Consider the following 15,934-nt stretch of genomic DNA (forward strand, 5'->3'; position numbering starts at 1 on the left):
TCAAGTAGGTTGACAATTACCGTCGGTACCCACGATTGGCCTATACCGTCGCTGCGCGTGCGACCTCGTGTCGCCAGACTGCGCCGGTGTTGAAGTTGGCGCCCAGGTCGGGAAGATCCTCCCAATCGGCGTCGTCGATGTCGACGAGCGTGCCACCCGCGCTCACGACAGCCAAGGACATGCGCGCCAGCTCTTCCAGGCTGGCGGCCTGCAGAACCGACTGTTGCACCGACGACGCGACGGAGGTGATGCCATGTCCGCGGCAGATGACGACGGGTCGATCGCCCATCGCCGTCACCATTTCCTTGCCGAGTTGGGTGCTATGAATCAACACTGCGCGGCGGTACACCGGCACCCCACCCCGCGCGAGAACTGCACCGGGGATGTCGTAGGCCCCGTAGATGGGCCGCAGCGAGATACCCGCTAGGTCGGCTGCAACAATCGACGGGGGGTGCAGGTGCGCTACAGCTCGGATGTCCGGCGAGGCCCGCATCGACTCGACGTGAACGGGCAACTCCTTGGGTACCTGATAGCCGTTGTCGAGTTCACCTGGAGCGCCGGCTGTTCCGTCGAACCGTACGAGTCGAATGTCGGACGGGCGTGTATAGGCCACGCCGGTGTCGTCTGCACTGCGACACCTGATGAGCAGAAGGTCAGGGGAGACTCTGAAGCTGATGTGGCCCAGGATGCCCTCCATCAAACCCCGGGCAGCGGCAACCCTGCACGCCTCGGCTACGACGACCCGTGCACCCTCGATATCCGTCTCGTTCACGTGGTTTCCTTGACCGTGGTGCGGGCTGATACCGTCATTGCCTCGAGACGTGCCGCAAACTCGGCATATTCGACCCCGAGTGCGATCGCTTTGCGGGCGGTGACAAGCGCTTTCGGCCAGTTGACGACGACGACCCCGGTCAGTCTGCCGTTCTCGTCGGGGTAGCAGACCGCGAACCGAGCCTTGTTCGTCACCTCGCCGATGACAGTGTGCGTCGACGAGCCCACCAGTCCGACCGTCTGTATCTTCCAGTCGTACTGATCACTCCAGACGTATTCGACCGGTTCGTGGCGTATCTTCTCGTCCGGGCGAGCGATGTTCCGGGCGACCACGACGGCTTGCTCCACCGCGTTCGTCCAGTGCTCGAGCCGGGTCGAACCGCCGCGTCGGGTGTTGTCGAACCGGCACACGTCGCCGACTGCGTAGATGTTGTCGTGACCGATTGCACGGCAGTACACGTCACACACCACACCATTGCTCACCTCGAGACCGGAGGACTCGAGCCAGTCGTCGTTCGGTATCGCCCCGATACCGACGACCACCGTGTCGGCGGCGAGCGTCGACCCGTCGGACAAGCCGATCGCGAAGGACCCGTGCTCACCGTGCACGGACTCGACACCGACCCCGAATCTGGTGTCGACGCCGCGACGCCGATGGAGGTCGATGAACAGCTCGCCGATCTCCGCACCCATCACGCGTGCCATGGGCACGGGTTCTGGATCCACCAGCGTGACGCGCATCCCGAGTTCGACCGCGGTTGCCGCGGTCTCCGCGCCGATGAAGCCGCCGCCGATAATGACGAGGTGGTCGGTGGTGCCGAAATGGCGGCGTAGTGCGCGGGCGTCCGCGGCTGTTCGTATCACGTGCAGGCCGTTCGGCGTTCCCCACGGTGACGGTCGGGCGCGAGCGCCGGTGGCGAGCACCAGGTTGTCGAACGCGACCCTCGTACCGTCTGCGAGTTCGACATCCTGGTTTGCCGTGCTCAGCCGTATGGCTGGTTGGCCCAACCGAAGCTCGAGATCGAGTTCCCGAGCCTGTTCGGTGGTCAACAACGTAATCTCGGCCATCGTAGAGTCACCTGCCAGGATCGACTTCGACAATGGCGGCTTGTCATAGGGCAGTTCGCCTTCGGCACCGATGAGAATGATGGCGCCCGGATACCCTTCCGACCGCAGTGCCTGTGCAGTTCGGACACCACCGATCGATGCGCCGACGATGACCGTGGTCGATTCCGGCATCAGTCTTCGATCCAGAGCGCGGAGACCGGGCAGGAGCGGGCAGCACTGTCGACGCGTCCCCGTTCCGATTCGGGGACCTCCACACTCAACAGTTCGACGACACCGTCGTCGTCGATGTCGAAGTAGTCGTCGGCAGCGACGACGCAATTGGCATATCCCTGACATGCACCAAGATTCGCTTTGACGACAGCCATCGCGGTTTCCTCTCTTTCCGAACTGGTCGAACTCGTATCAGCGGGTCGAAGGTTTGGGGGCTCCGATTCCGAAGCCGCCGTCGGGATGCGTCGCGCCTGCGGTGATTCCTCGGGATCTGTCGGAAGCGAAGAAGACGAAGCTCCACGCGTGGTCCTCACCTGAGAGGGCCACGTTGAGCGGTGTCCGCGCCGCCAACTCGTTTGCACGATTCGGATTGTCGTCGAGTCGATCGGCGTCGCGTCCCAGGCTCGCCAACCCGCGCAGGTCGGTGTTCAACGTGCCGCCTGGGGCGACTCCGTTGACGCGAATATCTGGGGCGAGCTCGTAGGCCAGGGTGGTGACCAGCCCGCGTACGGCAAATTTGGATGACACGTAGAGCACTCCGCCTCGTCCGGGATAGAACGACGAGGCAGACTCCGCCAGCACGATCGACGATCCGCGGTGCTTGCGCAGTTCCGGTACGGCGGCCTTGACCGAGTGCATGTGGCTGAGCACGTTGGTTCGGAACATCTCGTCGAACGCCACGTCGAGTGTGTCCGCGGGGATGTCCCCTATGCCCTGGTAGAAGTCGAAGATCCCGACACAGTTGACCAGTGTGTCGAGCCCTCCGAACGCGGCGACCGCAGCCGCGACGGCAGCGTCGTTGTCCGCCGCGCGTGTGGCGTCACCTTCGATGACCGGTACCTGGGGTAGGTGTTCGCGCAGCACTCGACACTTGTTCGGGTCACGCTCGAGTACCGCGACGCACGCGCCTTCGGCGAGGAACGCATCGACGACTGCTCGCCCGATCCCCGAGCCCCCGCCAACGACAAGTGCCCGCTTGCCGTCGAGCCAGCCAGTCATTCGTTGTCTCCCTCTGCGATCAACGGAGCAAACATGTTTCCCACCATCGCGGCGAAGGTGGCCGGGTTCTGCCAGGTCAGCGCCTCGAGTTCCAGCGGGTCCACACAGACCCACTGTCCGGACTTCGGGGCGTGCACCAGCAGCCGTACGCCGTTGCGGGTCGCCACCTTGTGCACGTTGACCTCGGCGAATTCGTTGGCGATGGTCAGCGGATCACCGACGGCACCAGCCAAGAGCTGCGCGAACTCGTCTGTGGCACGGCGCGCGGCGCGTGCGTCCTGCTCCTCGCCGTCCCACTGCAAGCTCATAGGAACACCGCGAGATTCTGCATCCGCATCACGGACTCGTCGACAAAGATGGTGCGTCGTGCGAGCTTCCATTCGTCACCGACGCGCCTGAGCAGATCCTCGCGTCCACACGAGACGAGTGCCGACTCATTGACATCGCCTCTGCTGCGGAACAGCAATTCGGCGCTTTCGACGACGAGGTGGTCCTCGGCGTCGGTGAGGAAGGTCCGGATGTTGGTGATGTAGTGGCGCAGTCGTGACGGGGGATCCTCGGTCCACGCGTGCTCGGTGACGAACCGCGCGACCCGCCGGCTCAGCGAATACTTGTTCTCATCGAAATGTGCCATTCCTGGTGAGGTGTCGAATCCCGAGTTGAGCGCCGTGGTTACCCGAACCGGCATGAGGTAGTGGATATCGTCGGTGATGTTGTCGAGCCAGGTTTGGTATTCCTGTGCGTCGAGCAGATATGCCTCGTCGATCAAGAATTGGTGCGCGTCCAGGTGCCGTCGATCGTCGAATCGCAGCGGAGTTCCGGTGCGCGTGACGCGCGATGCATGGTCGCCCAGCACGGCTTGTTCCGAATAGGTCGAGCCTTCACCTACGCGGCTGTAACCGGTATTGGTAGCTCGCACAGAGGTGGTCATGCCAGCACCGCCCCGTTGACAGTCGCGTCCTTGCTGTGGTCGCAGCTGCCGTTCGTCGGAGTCAGCGGCCTGATTCCGTCTGGATTGTCGGTTCCCACCGATGTCGGCCCCACCTCCAGTGCCGGCTTTTCGAGGTAGTCCGCCCACATTTCGAGAAGTTTGCGCTGGTTGGCCTCGTTGTATCCGACCTGCGCCGTCCCGGGGCCGTGGAACTCGTCGGCGGTGAGCTCATCGGAGACGCGTGTCCCGTCCTCGAGCAGACCCATGCGACTGTTGAGTAACAGGCGCCGCGCCATCGATCCTGCGGAGGTGTTCGTCAGCGACACCCAGTTCTCGACATCGTCCTGTTCGAACATGCCGGTGGATCCGAAGCACATCAGGTATGCCTTGTACGACTTCTTCTTGAATTCTTCCGGCGCGCTCCGGTCGACCGCGAAGAAGGACAACACCTCGGTCTCGTTCTCACTGATCGGTTGCCAGAGTCGAATGGAGATGAACGGCAGAACGTCGTCGCCGTCCTCGACCTTCGGCCAGTTGTGCACGAAGCTCAGGTTCGGAAACACCGATGCTGCCGAGATCATGAAGCCGTCTGCGCCGATTACTCGCTGCTGCTCGTCCGACCACACCTCCTTGGCCCGGTCGGTCATCTCCGCGGTGTATCCCACGTACTGCATGCGCTCGTCGAAGGTGCCGTCTGGCAACTTGTACGTCGTTCCCCCACCTGGTCCTGCCCAGTAGGTTGCTCCGTCCTTGCGCTTCTCCGCTTTCGGTTCGCGGAACAGGCCGATCTCGACGACCGAGGTGTGTGTCTGCGGCGTGTGGTACATGTCGCCCGCGAAATTCTCGGCTCCGATCTTCCAGTTCGCTTTGACCCTCCAACGCTGCGGGCCCCGTACCTCGAGCCCCGACTCGCTCTGCTTGGTGTAGTAGTCGAGGTAGAACTTGAAGTCACCCAGATAGTCCGACAGCGATTCCGCGTTCGGATCCATATTGATGAAGATCATTCCGTTGTAGCTGTCGAGATTGGGTGCAGGGAGGAGTGTCTGGCCCTTCTTCTTGAAGCCCTCCTCGCCCCCGTACGCCTCCTCGTGGAACGGCAGTCCGATGATGCGGCCGTCGTTTCGGTACGACCAACCGTGATAGGGGCAGCGAAAGTTCGACGCGTTTCCCATTTCCGCGCGACACACCTGCATCCCGCGGTGCAGACACATGTTGAACATCGCCCGAATCCCACCCTTGGAGTCGCGGGAGATGATGAACGAATCCTCGAGCACCCGGCGGACAACGTAGTCCCCCGCCTGCGGTACCTCGGATTCGTGCGCGACGAACAACCACGATCGACTGAAGACGGTCACCTTCTCACGCTCGAAAATCTCTTTGTCGTTGTAGATGTGCGCCGGGATCATGCCGCGGCGAATGTCTTCCATCGCTTGTGTGTGGTGGGTCGTCCGGGGTTCCAAGGTTCATTCCTCTTCGATCGACGATGGCGGTCTCTCTGCTATGCAGAAGCGCCTTCTGTTAGCTAGATGTTGCTCTCTTCAGCCCGACGAGTCAACCCCCTGCGCGTACGCGGATTCCACCCGCTGGCAGGTCGACCGCACACCCGACCTGACACGTATGCTCTCTGCTATGCAGAACCACGGTCCACGGCAACAGGCGCCGGAGGCGACACCACCGCAGTACCCGATCGAATCCGTCGACAACGCACTTCGTCTGCTGTTGCTGCTCGGTGAACAGACCGAAATTCGGCTGACCGAGGCGAGCCAGTACCTCGGAGTTGCGTCGTCGACGGCTCACCGACTTCTGGCGATGCTCCAGTACCGGGGCTTCATTCGGCAGGATCCGACCAGCAAGGCCTATCGTCCGGGCCCAGCGCTGACGGGGGTCGCGTTTGCGATTTTTGCCAGGCTCGACATTCCTCAGACGGCGGCACCGATCCTGCGCACCCTCAGCGAGGAACTGCGTGAAACTGTCCATATCGGGGCACTCGACGGTCGAACCGTGCGCTTCATCGCCGCCCTGGAGAGCCCATCGGCAGTCCGGGTTGCGTCCCGGTTGGGCAAGGTCATGCCAGCGCACTGCACGTCCACCGGGAAGGCCATGCTGGCGGAACTTTCCCTCGACGAACTGCATCAGCTGTACCCGACCGAGGAACTGGAACAGGTGACTCCCCAGTCCATCAGCACGCGGACCGAGCTCGAAGCCCAACTGGAAGAGGTCAGAAGGAAAGGGTACGCGGTCAACCGGGAGGAATCCGAGGAAGGCGTTGCCTCCGTGGCCGTCTCGGTCCCGACGAACGCCCCCGGCATGCGCCTGGCAATGAATGTTTCAGCGCCCAAGCACCGCCTGCGCCCGGCACAGGTACGCAGCATCGGCCGCGCCCTGACGGACGCGGCTGATCAGCTAGCGGCAGCGCTCGGGTGAGTGTCCGGTCCACCCAGCGAGGTACGTTCTCGCGGGCACTGTGACCGTCAACTCGACGACGGAACGCTCTCGAGGTAGGCGCTGGCCTCGTCGAGTCCGACGACGTCCCCGTATTTGGCGTCGATATCGAAGAGGCTGGCAGTGTGCGGTAGTGCCGCCCGGTCCCCCACTGCGTCCTCGACCACGATGGTGTGGAACCCGTACGAGCAGGCGTCTACCGCGGTGGCACGAACACATCCGCTCGTGGTGCAGCCCACGATGATCACGGTGTCGATCCGGCGGCTGATCAACCGAGCGGCCAGGTCGGTGCCGAAGAAGCACGATGCGTACTTCTTCACCAATGTCGTCTCACCTGGCTGTTGTTCGAGCCGTTCGTCGATCTCGACCCATTGACTGCCCTCGACCAGATACTTGTTCGAGGGGATCTTGCCGATCCAGGCGCCGGCCTCTTGGAGTTCCGCGTCGTAGGCCACTGTGGAGAAGATGATCGGCACCTGGGCCTTTCGCGCGAGCGCGAGGAGAATCTTCGTTGCGTCGATTTGGGTATCGAGGTCACCTGCGAGCGGTGAACGGCGATCGGTGAAGCCCGTGATCAAGTCGACCACCACCACTGCCGGCCGCACGCCGAAGCCGATGCGACCGCCCAGACCTTTCTCCCGGAATTCGGTGCGCAACCGCTGGTATTCCTCTGCTGCGGCAGTCAGGGCGCTCATCAGTGTCCTCCGGAAAATGGGTGTGGGCATGGGCCGGAAAGGCCCACTGCCGATTCGGATAGTTGCGTGCGGCGATCAGTTGACCGCGTCGGTGATCTTCCGTTCGATGGCCCACAGGACGATGTTGCCCACCAGCGCCATCGAGACCAGCAGCATGATCACTCCGTACATCGTCGGCAGATCCAACTTGCCGTACGCAAGCATCGCCATCTGCCCCAATCCTGCTCTGGTCGCGAAGAACTCGGCGATCAATACATTGATGAAGGCAATGCTGAAGCCGATTCGGATACCGACCATGAGAGAGGGCGCCATCGCGGGCACCACGATCTTGCTCATCGTCTGAAGCGGACTTGCACCGGTGGCCCGGCCGAGTTTGAGCAGGATGGGGTTGATGGCGCGTACTCCCGCCGCCGTCGAGACGATGATGGGGAACACCGCGGCCAATGCGGCCATTGCCGACTGTGCTCCGAGTCCCAGGCCGAAGATCTGCAGCAGGATCGGAAAGAAGATTACCCGCGGTATGGCGAAGGCACCCGCGATGATCGGATCGAACACATCACCGAGAAACTTGCTTCGCCCGATGATGTATCCGGTCGGGAAACCCACCGCTGTTGCGATGACGAATCCGAGTCCGACAGCACTCATCGTGGCGTTGAGATTCCTGTAGATGGAACCGTCTGCGAACAGTCCCCATACCGCCGACATCGACGCGCCCGGGGACGGCACAAGTTCGCTGGTCGCTGCAATAAGCGCCCAGACACCGATCAACCCGATGACGATGAGTATTCGCAGGAGGTTGTCGGCCCACCGCTGTGACAGGCGGAACCGCTGTTCCGTATTCTGTTTTCCTGCTTCGACTTCGGTTCCGGCGCTGAGCGTGGTGGCGTTCACAACATGTCCCTTCGAATGGCTCGTTCAGCCAGGCCGAGTGCACTGTTCACTGCGATGCTGAAGACCACGACTATGGCAATGTAGGCCCACATGTCCGCGACGTAGAGTTCGCGGTACATAAAGCCCGCACGAAACCCCAGGCCTTTCGACGCCAGAATGAACTCCATCGCGATGGTGCCGATGACTGCGTAGATGAATCCGAGCTTGATCCCGGGAAAGATGAGCGGCGTGGCGGCCGGGAACAGCACCTTGAAGTATTGCTGCCGGCGCGAGGCATCGACCGATCGCGCCAGCTTGTGCAGCACCGGTTTGACGTCTCCGAGCGCCACCATCGTGGTCAGCGCTATTGGAATGAGGGCCATCGTGCTCGCGATGACGATGATTGGTCCCGCGTTGAGTCCGAGCACCGCGACCAGAATCGGGTAGAACAGCAATGTCGGCATCGCGTACCCGGTGACGATGAATGGCTCGAGGACTCGGCCGACGACCCGGACCCTCCAGAGCAATACCCCCAGGGGCACCCCGCCGAGCACGCCCAGTGCGAACGCCGCCAGTATGGTCACGCTCGTCCGCGTCAGATCGGTGACGAAGTGGGTGCTCGGGATGATTGCCGCGACGTGGGCGAGTATCTCGGACGGCGCGACCATCTGATTGCGGTCGATCCAGCCGGTTCGCGTTGCCGCCTCGAGCAACAACACCAGAGCAACCAGCATCGTCCAACGTACGACGCGTGCCCGATGTTTCGCTCGTCGGAATCCCGACCTTGGCGTTTCGTGGAGGGCCGCCTGCGGCGAGGTCACAGTCATGCGGCATCCGTCCCGTGCCCCAGTGTCTTAGCGGCCTCTTCCTTGATGATCGACCACAGGTGATCCTCGAGTTCCTTGAATCTGGCCATGGCGTGTGTGCCGCTCGGGCGTGGACGAGGGAGCCCGACGTCGATCACCTCTCGGACCACCGATGGACGTGCCGACATCACCCAGATCTGATCCGACAGATAGATCGCCTCTTGGATGTCGTGGGTAACGAAGAGCACCCGATTGTGGGTCTGCTCCCAGATCTTCAAGAGCTCGCGCCCGATGAACTGTCGCGTCTGCTGATCCAGAGCGCCGAACGGTTCGTCCATCAACAGAATTCGAGGATCCGTGGCGAGTGCACGGGCGATCGCCACGCGTTGACGCATACCTCCGGAAAGCTGCCCGGGCCGGTGCTTCTCGAAACCCTTCAAGCCGACCAGTTCGATCATCGCACGCGCTTTTTCCAGGCGCTCGTCCTTGTCGACGTGCTTGATCTCCAACCCGAAAGCCACATTGTCGAGAACACTCCGCCAGTGCAGCGTCGAATCTTCCTGAAACACCATGGCGGTGTCCTTACGGGGCCCTGTGACAATCTCCCCATCGATGGTCACCCGTCCACGTGAGGGAACAAGTAAGCCACAGGCCATGTCCAGCAAGGTGCTCTTTCCGCATCCACTCGGACCGATCACCGATACGAACTGGCCCTCCGCGATCGATGCCGTGACGTTACGCACGGCCTCGGTCCGCCCGGTGTCGGAATCGAAAGTCATACCGATACCGTCGAAAGAGACGTTCTTCGATTCGACTTGTGTAGTGGTCATGTTCTCTTCCCGCCTTATAGTTCGACTACAACTGAGTCAATATCGACCTTGCCGCCGAGTCGTCCGGCCTCGACGCCCGAGGCCACGACCGCTTCGAGTTGCGGGCGCGCGAAGTCGAGACTGAAGAAGCCTCGCGAATTCTCCAACGCCGCCAGGGCGATCTCGGGCTTGTACTTGATTGCGCGGCCATAGATTTCGGCCGCCCGCTCGAGATCCGTATCGATCATCTCGATACCGCGACCCACGGCACGCATCCACCCCGCCAAGACGTCCCGATTCTTTTCGATGAACGGGGTGGTGGCACATAGGCAGGTGTCCGACCAGTCCTGGACGTAGTCCCGGGATCGCCAGATCACCTTCGCGCCGGTTTCGGCGATGATGCGCTCGGACAGCGGGGACGCAGTCCACGCGACATCGACAACGCCCTGGGAGGCGACGGTCCACGAATCGCTCGCGGATCCGACGCTGAGCAGCTCGACGTCGACGCCGGGTGTCAAACCCGCCAATCGAAGTGTCTTCTCGGCGAAGTCGGTCGAGTTCGATCCCGGGCTGCTCACACCGATGGTGCGGCCCCGAACATCTTCGATCGTGTTGATCGGGGAGTCAGCGGGGGCGATGAAGTCCACAGATGCCGCGGTGTAGACGTTCCCGAACGCCTTGACATCGAGTCCGCGCTCCACGGCGATGAACACCGGAATCGTCGCCGAAGTGCCGAATCCGATCCCGGAGCCGATTCCACGCACGGTGTCCAGCCCACCCGGGAACTGAACGTTCTCCAGCGCCAGCATCTCTTCTTCGTAGTAGCCCTCGGACGCTGCGATCAGAAACGGGGCCGAATGGATCAGGCTCGCCAACCCGGTGATGGCGACGTCACCTCGGTAGACGCCGTCCCTACCTCGGGACTGGGTAGCACACCCTGCGCCGGCTCCCACAGCGAGGAGACCCCGAGAGCCGCCGTTACTCTCATGAAATCCCGCCGACTCAGCGAACTACTGCCCATATCGACCCGATTCCTTCTGTAGTCCCGTCACACCTGGCCCCGAAAGTGAAGCACATCACGCGACTGTTGTACAGAAGCTACCTCTGGTCTGCAGAGAGATAGTGTTGCGGGTGTCCCCAAATGCCACACTGCACCGTGGGTGCGCAGAACCTCGCGCTTTCACGATGATTGAGCGAAAGTCCGCCCCTGCGACACAGCCCCGTTCCCAGCCAGACCCAACGGGTCACGGCTCCATCCCCGAGGTCTGGTGGCGGAAAGGCTGACCGTGGTGTTCCTGATGGCGTCGGCCGACTCGATGTACCCGATCGGCAAGTCCCGCGAACCTCCGAAGCACGTGGGGTCCTGGCGCTGCTCGGTCTCCCGGTTCCGATCGCCGTCGATCATCGCACTCGGCTCCTCGTGTCGCCTCCGTACCCGCATAGGTCCTGAAAGGCTCGGCCCCTCCTGTGCGCGCTCATGGCCGCCTCGCTGTTGCCCGCGTCGGTTTCGCCGCCCTCATGACGTCATCGGCCACGACAGACAATGACTCCAGCACAACCGAAGTCACCTCCCGCAGGGGAGCCCCGCATGCGTCGACACAGACACGCTGGGAGCGTCGCATCCTTCTCCGTAACGCGGGGGTGTGAGTTGCCGTCTGGGTGGGATCTCACAGAAGCCGGCCGAGTCTTGCTGCGTACTTGTTCAGTACGGGCACGGCTGCCTCACGGATGTCGTGCAGGGTGGTTCTGGCTGTGGACGCACTGACACTCATTGCCGCCACGGTTTCACCCCGGGCAGTCCGCACCGGTACGGCTATCGACAGCATGCCGAGTTCGATTTCTTCGTCGGTGCAGGCCACGCCGCTCTCCCTCGCGGTCAGGATTCGCTCGCTGATGGCATCGACATCGGTCAGTGTCTTGGGTGTGCGCGGCTGCGGATGGCATTCTCGGAGGTAGTCGTCGAGTTGCGTATCGGGAAGTCCGGCCAGCAGTACTCGACCGGTCGCGGAGCTGTGGGCGGGCAGTTTGGCGCCGACCCGGACTCCGGTCGCGACGATCCGTGCGGCCTCGGCGCGGGCGACGAACAGGGAACACCCGTCTTCGAGAACCGCGAGCGACACCGACTCGCCCAGCGCATCGCGGGCCTCGACCAACTGCGGCTGGGCAAGTTGCGGCAGTGGCGCGGTGTCCAGATAGGCGCCGCCGAGCCGAAGCATCCTGGGTGTCGGTCGGAAGTTTCCGTTGTCGTGGGTCAGGTAACCGAGCTCGACGAGAGTGAGCAGGCAGCGGCGCGCCGCGGCGCGGGAGGTGTTCGTCCGCTGAGCGGCGTCGGTGACGGTCAGTTGCGGGTGGCGGATGCCGAAGGCCTCGATGACCGCCAGGCCCTTCGCCAGTCCGGCCATTCCCTCGGGAGCGCGGGCAGCACCCTTGACACTTCCCTTATCGTCCGGCTTAATTGTTCGAGAATTGCTCATATGTTCGTTATACGAACAGCTACGGGGCTTGTCAAGTCCCGCCGAGCGAGTTCTCTGATGTCCCGACTGGTTGTCCAGACTGAGGAGAAATTATGGAAAGCAGCGTTGTCGACACGGTCCGCGAGACCCAGGCGGATTGGACCGACGACCTCACCCGGGTGCCGTATCGGGTGTTCCAGGGCGAAGACGTCTACGCGGCCGAGCAGACCAAGTTGTTCCACGGCCCGTACTGGAGCTACCTGTGCCTGGAAGCCGAGGTAGCCGGCCCGGGAGACTACTGCTCCACCTTCGTCGGCGAGACACCGGTGATCGTGGCGCGCGACCGAGACGGTGAGCTCTACGGCTTCGAGAACCGGTGCGCCCATCGCGGCGCCCTACTCGCCCTGGACGACCGCGGAAACACGAAGGACTTTACGTGCGTCTACCACGCGTGGAGCTACAACCTGCAGGGCGATCTGACCGGAGTAGCATTCCAGGACGGAGTCAAAGGCAAAGGCGGAATGCCTGATTCGTTCTGTATGGAGGACCACGGACCGCGCAAGTTGCGCATCGCCGTACTTCACGGCCTGGTTTTCGGTAGTTTCTCCGATGACGTGCCTGACATCGAGGACTATCTCGGCGAAGAGATCACGAGTCGGATCGCCCGTGTCCTCGCGGGGCGCACACCCGAGATCATCGGACGCTTCACACAAATCCTTCCCAACAACTGGAAGCTGTACGTAGAGAACGTCAAGGACTCCTACCACGCCAGCATCCTGCACCTGTTCTTCACGACCTTCGAGCTCAACCGACTGTCGCAGCGCGGTGGGATCATCGTCGACGAGAGCGGCGGTCACCACGTCAGTTACTCAGCGATCGACCGAGACGCCGAGAAGGACGTCGCGTACTCAGATCAGAACATCCGGTCCGAAAGCGCCTACACACTGGCCGATCCCACCTTGCTCGAGGGGTTCAGCGAGGTCGGTGACGATACGACGCTGCAGATCCTCTCCGTCTTCCCGGGCTTCGTGTTGCAGCAGATCCAGAACTCCGTGGCTGTGCGCCAGATCCTGCCGACCGGGGTCGAACGAACACGGCTGAACTGGACGTACCTCGGCTTCGAAGAAGACACGCCCGAGCAGCGGGAAGTACGACTCAAGCAGGCCAACCTCGTGGGCCCCGCAGGCTACATCTCGATGGAGGACGGCTGTGTCGGAGGGTTCGTGCAACGCGGAATCGCAGGTGCGGCAAGCCAATCTGCCGTGCTCGAAATGGGAGGCAGTCTCGCCGAATCCAGCGAAAGCCGTGTCACCGAAGCATCGGTCCGCGGCTTCTGGAAGGCCTACCGGGCCGCGATGAACCGACAGGAAGAGGCATGAGCGTGAACGACTTCCAGCGAATCGGCCGCGTGCAGGCCGACTACTCCCGCTGCATCGACGAGGGGCCGCTCGAGCAGTGGCCGGACTTCTTCGTCGAAAACTGCATGTACCGGATCACCACCGCACAGAACTACAGCGAAGGCCTGCCCGCCGGACTGGTGTGGGCCAACACTCGCCGGATGCTGGTCGACCGCGTATCGGCGCTGCGTGAAGCCAACATCTACGAGCAACACACCTACCGTCACATCCTGGGCCAGCCCTCGGTCCTGGAAGAGAGCGGTGACGGTATCCATGCCGAGACCAGCTTCCTGGTGGTACGGGTGATGCGCGACGGCCAATCCGACATCTTCGCCAGCGGGCGGTATGTCGACCGGTATGTCGACGTGGACGATCAGTTGAAGATTGCCGAACGAGTCGTGGTGTGCGACAGCACCAACATCGATACCCTGTTGGCGCTCCCGCTATGAGTGGGTCCCCCCCACGGGTCCTGCTCACGATCGGCGATCCGAATGGAATCGGCCCCGAGCTCGCGGTGAAGGCCGTCATGGCAGCGCAGGAGCATCCCGCATTCAATCCGGTCCTGGTGGGCGATCGATGTGTCGTCGAGCCGCTCGCCCACCGGGCAGGCATGACGGTCCGCGAGACAGCCGACGGCTTGGCCACGCCCATCGCCGATGTCGTCGACCTGCTTCCGGTGCCCTCGCTGCCCGCCGGGGCCTTCGCCCCGGGCCGGGTGACAGCCGAAGCCGGGAAGGCGACGGTGGCGTACCTGGAACGGGCCGTGCGCTGCCTGCAGGGCGGCGGAGCCCGCGGCATCGTCGCGTGCCCACACTCGGAAACCGCGGTCAACGCCGCCGGCATCTCCTTCGACGGATATCCGAGCTTGCTGGCCGAACTCGTCGGCGCGCGGCCCGATCAGGTGTTCTTGATGTTGATCGGTGCCGGTTTGCGCATCGTGCACGCAACGTTGCACGAATCGCTGCGGGATGCGCTTGGGCGCCTCACGCCCGAGCTGGTGCACGGGGCGGCACATGCCGCGGTGGAGACGTTACAGGCGCAGGGCATCCCGTCCCCGCGCATCGGCGTCTTCGGCATCAATCCACACGCCGGCGAGGGCGGTTTGTTCGGTGACGAGGACCTGCGGGTGACAGCGCCAGCGGTGGAGCGGCTGCGCGCCGCAGGGATCGACGCCGCGGGACCGGTCGGGGCCGACCTCATGCTGGCAGACCCCGGCTTCGACGCGTTCGTCGCCATGTACCACGATCAGGGCCATATTCCCGTCAAACTCCTCGCTGGGCGCAGCGCAGCCGCGATGACGATCGGCGCCGGAGTGCGGTTCTCCAGTGTCGGCCACGGCGCGGGGTTCGACATTGCCGGCAAGGGCACAGCCGACCCGGATGCGGTAGTCGGGGCGTTGCGACTCGTCGGCGCCGCCGAAACCCACATGTCCGCACCCGGCCCCTTTGGAGCTACCTCATGACCTACACAGTTACTGTCACCGGAACGGACATCAGCTTTCCGTGCGAGCCCGATGAGAGCGTGCTCGACGCGGCGGAACGTTCCGGATACGCGATCCCGTACTCGTGCCGCAAAGGCGTGTGCTCGAGTTGCGAAGGCGCACTCGATGCCGGCTGCCTCGATGTGCGCGGCTGGGGGATGTCGCAAGGCCCTCAGAGTGGAGTGCTGTTCTGCCAGGCCCGGCCGAGCACCGACACCTCGATCACGCCCAAGCGGATCACCCAGCAGGACAGGGTGATACGCAAGACCCTGACCGCAAAGGTCCATCGGATCACCCGTCCGTCGCCCGATGTCACGGTGGTGCAGCTGCGTCTCCCCACCGGGGTGCGTGCGAAGTTCGCTGCCGGGCAGTACCTGAAAGTCTTTCTCGACGACGGTGACAGCCGGAATTATTCGATGGCGAATCCGCCGCATGAGAACGACGGAGTGCAGCTTCACATTCGTCGGGTGCAGGGTGGACGCTTCTCCGATGAGGTGCTCGGCGGGCTCGAAAAGGGAACCAGACTGAGGATCGAGCTGCCCTACGGCGAGTTCTCACTGAACCCCGACTCGGACAGGCCGGTCATCTTCGTCGCCAGCGGCACCGGCTTCGCCCCGGTCAAATCGATCATCGAGGACCACCTCAAACGTGGTGGAGAACGGTCCGTGCACCTCTACTGGGGCGCACGAGGACAGGGCGACATCTACCTACCCGAGTTGCCCGAGAAGTGGGCCTCGGATCCGGGTCGTGTCTCATTCACTCCCGTCCTGTCACATCCCGCGGAGGACTGGACCGGACGCACCGGGCTCGTTCATCGAGCGGTGCTCGAGGACTACGCGAACCTCAGCGACCACGAGGTCTATGCATGCGGAAGCCCCGCAATGACCTCGGCGGCACGCGAGGATTTTGTCCACGAGGCCGGTTTGGCGCCAGAGAATTTCTATTGCGACGCCTTCGTACCGTCGGGCGAGCCCGTTGTCACCGCGTGATCCGCTACCACAAC

General features: G+C 63.0%; 18 protein-coding genes. 5 read left to right on the forward strand and 13 right to left on the reverse strand.

Translation table 11 applies throughout. The features are described from left to right. Positions 1–40 precede the first annotated feature (40 nt). The 7 genes from phtC to BLV94_RS06770 all read right to left on the reverse strand — a co-directional run bounded on the left by phtC (position 41) and on the right by BLV94_RS06770 (position 5,406). Positions 41–772, reverse strand: coding sequence for a 3,4-dihydroxyphthalate decarboxylase (gene phtC, locus BLV94_RS06740; protein ID WP_011599098.1), 732 nt, complete (start codon positions 770–772; stop codon positions 41–43). Further along, positions 769–2,010, reverse strand: a complete 1,242-nt coding sequence (locus tag BLV94_RS06745) for an NAD(P)/FAD-dependent oxidoreductase (protein WP_011599099.1) — start codon at positions 2,008–2,010, stop codon at positions 769–771. The genes phtC and BLV94_RS06745 overlap by 4 nt, the downstream gene beginning before the upstream one ends. Then, positions 2,010–2,204, reverse strand: a complete 195-nt coding sequence (locus BLV94_RS06750; protein WP_005256000.1) for a ferredoxin — start codon at positions 2,202–2,204, stop codon at positions 2,010–2,012. The genes BLV94_RS06745 and BLV94_RS06750 overlap by 1 nt, the downstream gene beginning before the upstream one ends. A gap of 37 nt (positions 2,205–2,241) precedes the next feature. Further along, on the reverse strand, positions 2,242–3,048 hold the full coding sequence (gene hcaB / locus BLV94_RS06755) for a 3-(cis-5,6-dihydroxycyclohexa-1,3-dien-1-yl)propanoate dehydrogenase (protein WP_072943890.1): 807 nt from the start codon (positions 3,046–3,048) through the stop codon (positions 2,242–2,244). Next, positions 3,045–3,356: a hypothetical protein gene (locus BLV94_RS06760; protein WP_007297300.1), complete on the reverse strand. Its 312-nt coding sequence runs from the start codon at positions 3,354–3,356 to the stop codon at positions 3,045–3,047. The genes hcaB and BLV94_RS06760 overlap by 4 nt, the downstream gene beginning before the upstream one ends. After that, complete coding sequence (locus BLV94_RS06765) at positions 3,353–3,904, reverse strand: 3-phenylpropionate/cinnamic acid dioxygenase subunit beta (RefSeq protein ID WP_007297301.1); 552 nt, start codon at positions 3,902–3,904, stop codon at positions 3,353–3,355. Before BLV94_RS06765 ends, BLV94_RS06760 begins: the two co-directional genes overlap by 4 nt. Positions 3,905–3,975: 71 nt before the next feature. Continuing rightward, positions 3,976–5,406: an aromatic ring-hydroxylating dioxygenase subunit alpha gene (locus BLV94_RS06770; protein WP_072943892.1), complete on the reverse strand. Its 1,431-nt coding sequence runs from the start codon at positions 5,404–5,406 to the stop codon at positions 3,976–3,978. 202 nt (positions 5,407–5,608) lie between these two features. Here BLV94_RS06770 and BLV94_RS06775 point away from each other — a divergent pair, with 202 nt between their 5' ends. Then, a complete protein-coding gene (locus BLV94_RS06775; protein WP_072943894.1) occupies positions 5,609–6,403 on the forward strand; it encodes an IclR family transcriptional regulator in 795 nt (264 codons plus the stop codon). A 47-nt stretch (positions 6,404–6,450) separates the two neighbouring features. On the opposite strand, the gene BLV94_RS06780 is transcribed toward BLV94_RS06775, so the two are convergent. The 6 genes from BLV94_RS06780 to BLV94_RS06810 all read right to left on the reverse strand — a co-directional run bounded on the left by BLV94_RS06780 (position 6,451) and on the right by BLV94_RS06810 (position 12,075). Continuing rightward, on the reverse strand, positions 6,451–7,116 hold the full coding sequence (locus tag BLV94_RS06780; RefSeq protein WP_011599104.1) for an N-carbamoylsarcosine amidohydrolase: 666 nt from the start codon (positions 7,114–7,116) through the stop codon (positions 6,451–6,453). A gap of 75 nt (positions 7,117–7,191) precedes the next feature. Next, positions 7,192–8,007, reverse strand: a complete 816-nt coding sequence (locus BLV94_RS06785; RefSeq protein ID WP_072943896.1) for an ABC transporter permease — start codon at positions 8,005–8,007, stop codon at positions 7,192–7,194. After that, positions 8,004–8,813 carry an ABC transporter permease gene (locus BLV94_RS06790; RefSeq protein WP_244163531.1) on the reverse strand — a complete coding sequence of 270 codons (810 nt, stop codon included), beginning with the start codon at positions 8,811–8,813 and terminating at the stop codon, positions 8,004–8,006. Before BLV94_RS06790 ends, BLV94_RS06785 begins: the two co-directional genes overlap by 4 nt. Continuing rightward, positions 8,810–9,622: an ABC transporter ATP-binding protein gene (locus tag BLV94_RS06795; RefSeq protein WP_072943897.1), complete on the reverse strand. Its 813-nt coding sequence runs from the start codon at positions 9,620–9,622 to the stop codon at positions 8,810–8,812. The genes BLV94_RS06790 and BLV94_RS06795 overlap by 4 nt, the downstream gene beginning before the upstream one ends. Positions 9,623–9,636: 14 nt before the next feature. Continuing rightward, on the reverse strand, positions 9,637–10,476 hold the full coding sequence (locus BLV94_RS06800; protein ID WP_072943898.1) for an ABC transporter substrate-binding protein: 840 nt from the start codon (positions 10,474–10,476) through the stop codon (positions 9,637–9,639). 792 nt (positions 10,477–11,268) lie between these two features. Further along, entirely contained in the window at positions 11,269–12,075 is an 807-nt protein-coding gene (locus BLV94_RS06810) for an IclR family transcriptional regulator (protein WP_237720413.1), read from the reverse strand. 92 nt (positions 12,076–12,167) lie between these two features. On the opposite strand from BLV94_RS06810, the gene BLV94_RS06815 reads away from it, so the two are divergent. Genes BLV94_RS06815 through BLV94_RS06830 form a run of 4 tightly spaced genes read left to right on the forward strand, consistent with a single transcriptional unit; the run spans position 12,168 to position 15,920 of the window. Further along, positions 12,168–13,433 (forward strand): aromatic ring-hydroxylating dioxygenase subunit alpha, encoded by a 1,266-nt coding sequence (locus BLV94_RS06815; RefSeq protein WP_011599110.1) that lies wholly within the window; start codon positions 12,168–12,170, stop codon positions 13,431–13,433. Then, entirely contained in the window at positions 13,430–13,900 is a 471-nt protein-coding gene (locus tag BLV94_RS06820) for an aromatic-ring-hydroxylating dioxygenase subunit beta (protein ID WP_072943899.1), read from the forward strand. Before BLV94_RS06815 ends, BLV94_RS06820 begins: the two co-directional genes overlap by 4 nt. Next, positions 13,897–14,913 carry a PdxA family dehydrogenase gene (locus tag BLV94_RS06825; RefSeq protein ID WP_072943900.1) on the forward strand — a complete coding sequence of 339 codons (1,017 nt, stop codon included), beginning with the start codon at positions 13,897–13,899 and terminating at the stop codon, positions 14,911–14,913. The genes BLV94_RS06820 and BLV94_RS06825 overlap by 4 nt, the downstream gene beginning before the upstream one ends. After that, positions 14,910–15,920: a 2Fe-2S iron-sulfur cluster-binding protein gene (locus BLV94_RS06830; protein WP_072943901.1), complete on the forward strand. Its 1,011-nt coding sequence runs from the start codon at positions 14,910–14,912 to the stop codon at positions 15,918–15,920. The genes BLV94_RS06825 and BLV94_RS06830 overlap by 4 nt, the downstream gene beginning before the upstream one ends. The last annotated feature ends 14 nt before the right edge of the window (positions 15,921–15,934 follow it).

The organism is Rhodococcus koreensis, from assembly GCF_900105905.1.
GTDB classification, from domain to species: Bacteria; Actinomycetota; Actinomycetes; order Mycobacteriales; family Mycobacteriaceae; genus Rhodococcus_F; species Rhodococcus_F koreensis.

Coding starts and splice junctions, on each gene's coding strand:
- BLV94_RS06745 (WP_011599099.1), bottom strand. CDS start 2,010: ATGCCGGAATCGACCACGGTCATCGTCGGCGCATCGATCGGTGGTGTC.
- BLV94_RS06750 (WP_005256000.1), bottom strand. CDS start 2,204: ATGGCTGTCGTCAAAGCGAATCTTGGTGCATGTCAGGGATATGCCAAT.
- hcaB (WP_072943890.1), bottom strand. CDS start 3,048: ATGACTGGCTGGCTCGACGGCAAGCGGGCACTTGTCGTTGGCGGGGGC.
- BLV94_RS06760 (WP_007297300.1), bottom strand. CDS start 3,356: ATGAGCTTGCAGTGGGACGGCGAGGAGCAGGACGCACGCGCCGCGCGC.
- BLV94_RS06770 (WP_072943892.1), bottom strand. CDS start 5,406: ATGGAAGACATTCGCCGCGGCATGATCCCGGCGCACATCTACAACGAC.
- BLV94_RS06775 (WP_072943894.1), top strand. CDS start 5,609: ATGCAGAACCACGGTCCACGGCAACAGGCGCCGGAGGCGACACCACCG.
- BLV94_RS06780 (WP_011599104.1), bottom strand. CDS start 7,116: ATGAGCGCCCTGACTGCCGCAGCAGAGGAATACCAGCGGTTGCGCACC.
- BLV94_RS06790 (WP_244163531.1), bottom strand. CDS start 8,813: ATGACTGTGACCTCGCCGCAGGCGGCCCTCCACGAAACGCCAAGGTCG.
- BLV94_RS06795 (WP_072943897.1), bottom strand. CDS start 9,622: ATGACCACTACACAAGTCGAATCGAAGAACGTCTCTTTCGACGGTATC.
- BLV94_RS06810 (WP_237720413.1), bottom strand. CDS start 12,075: ATGAGCAATTCTCGAACAATTAAGCCGGACGATAAGGGAAGTGTCAAG.
- BLV94_RS06815 (WP_011599110.1), top strand. CDS start 12,168: ATGGAAAGCAGCGTTGTCGACACGGTCCGCGAGACCCAGGCGGATTGG.
- BLV94_RS06820 (WP_072943899.1), top strand. CDS start 13,430: ATGAGCGTGAACGACTTCCAGCGAATCGGCCGCGTGCAGGCCGACTAC.
- BLV94_RS06825 (WP_072943900.1), top strand. CDS start 13,897: ATGAGTGGGTCCCCCCCACGGGTCCTGCTCACGATCGGCGATCCGAAT.
- BLV94_RS06830 (WP_072943901.1), top strand. CDS start 14,910: ATGACCTACACAGTTACTGTCACCGGAACGGACATCAGCTTTCCGTGC.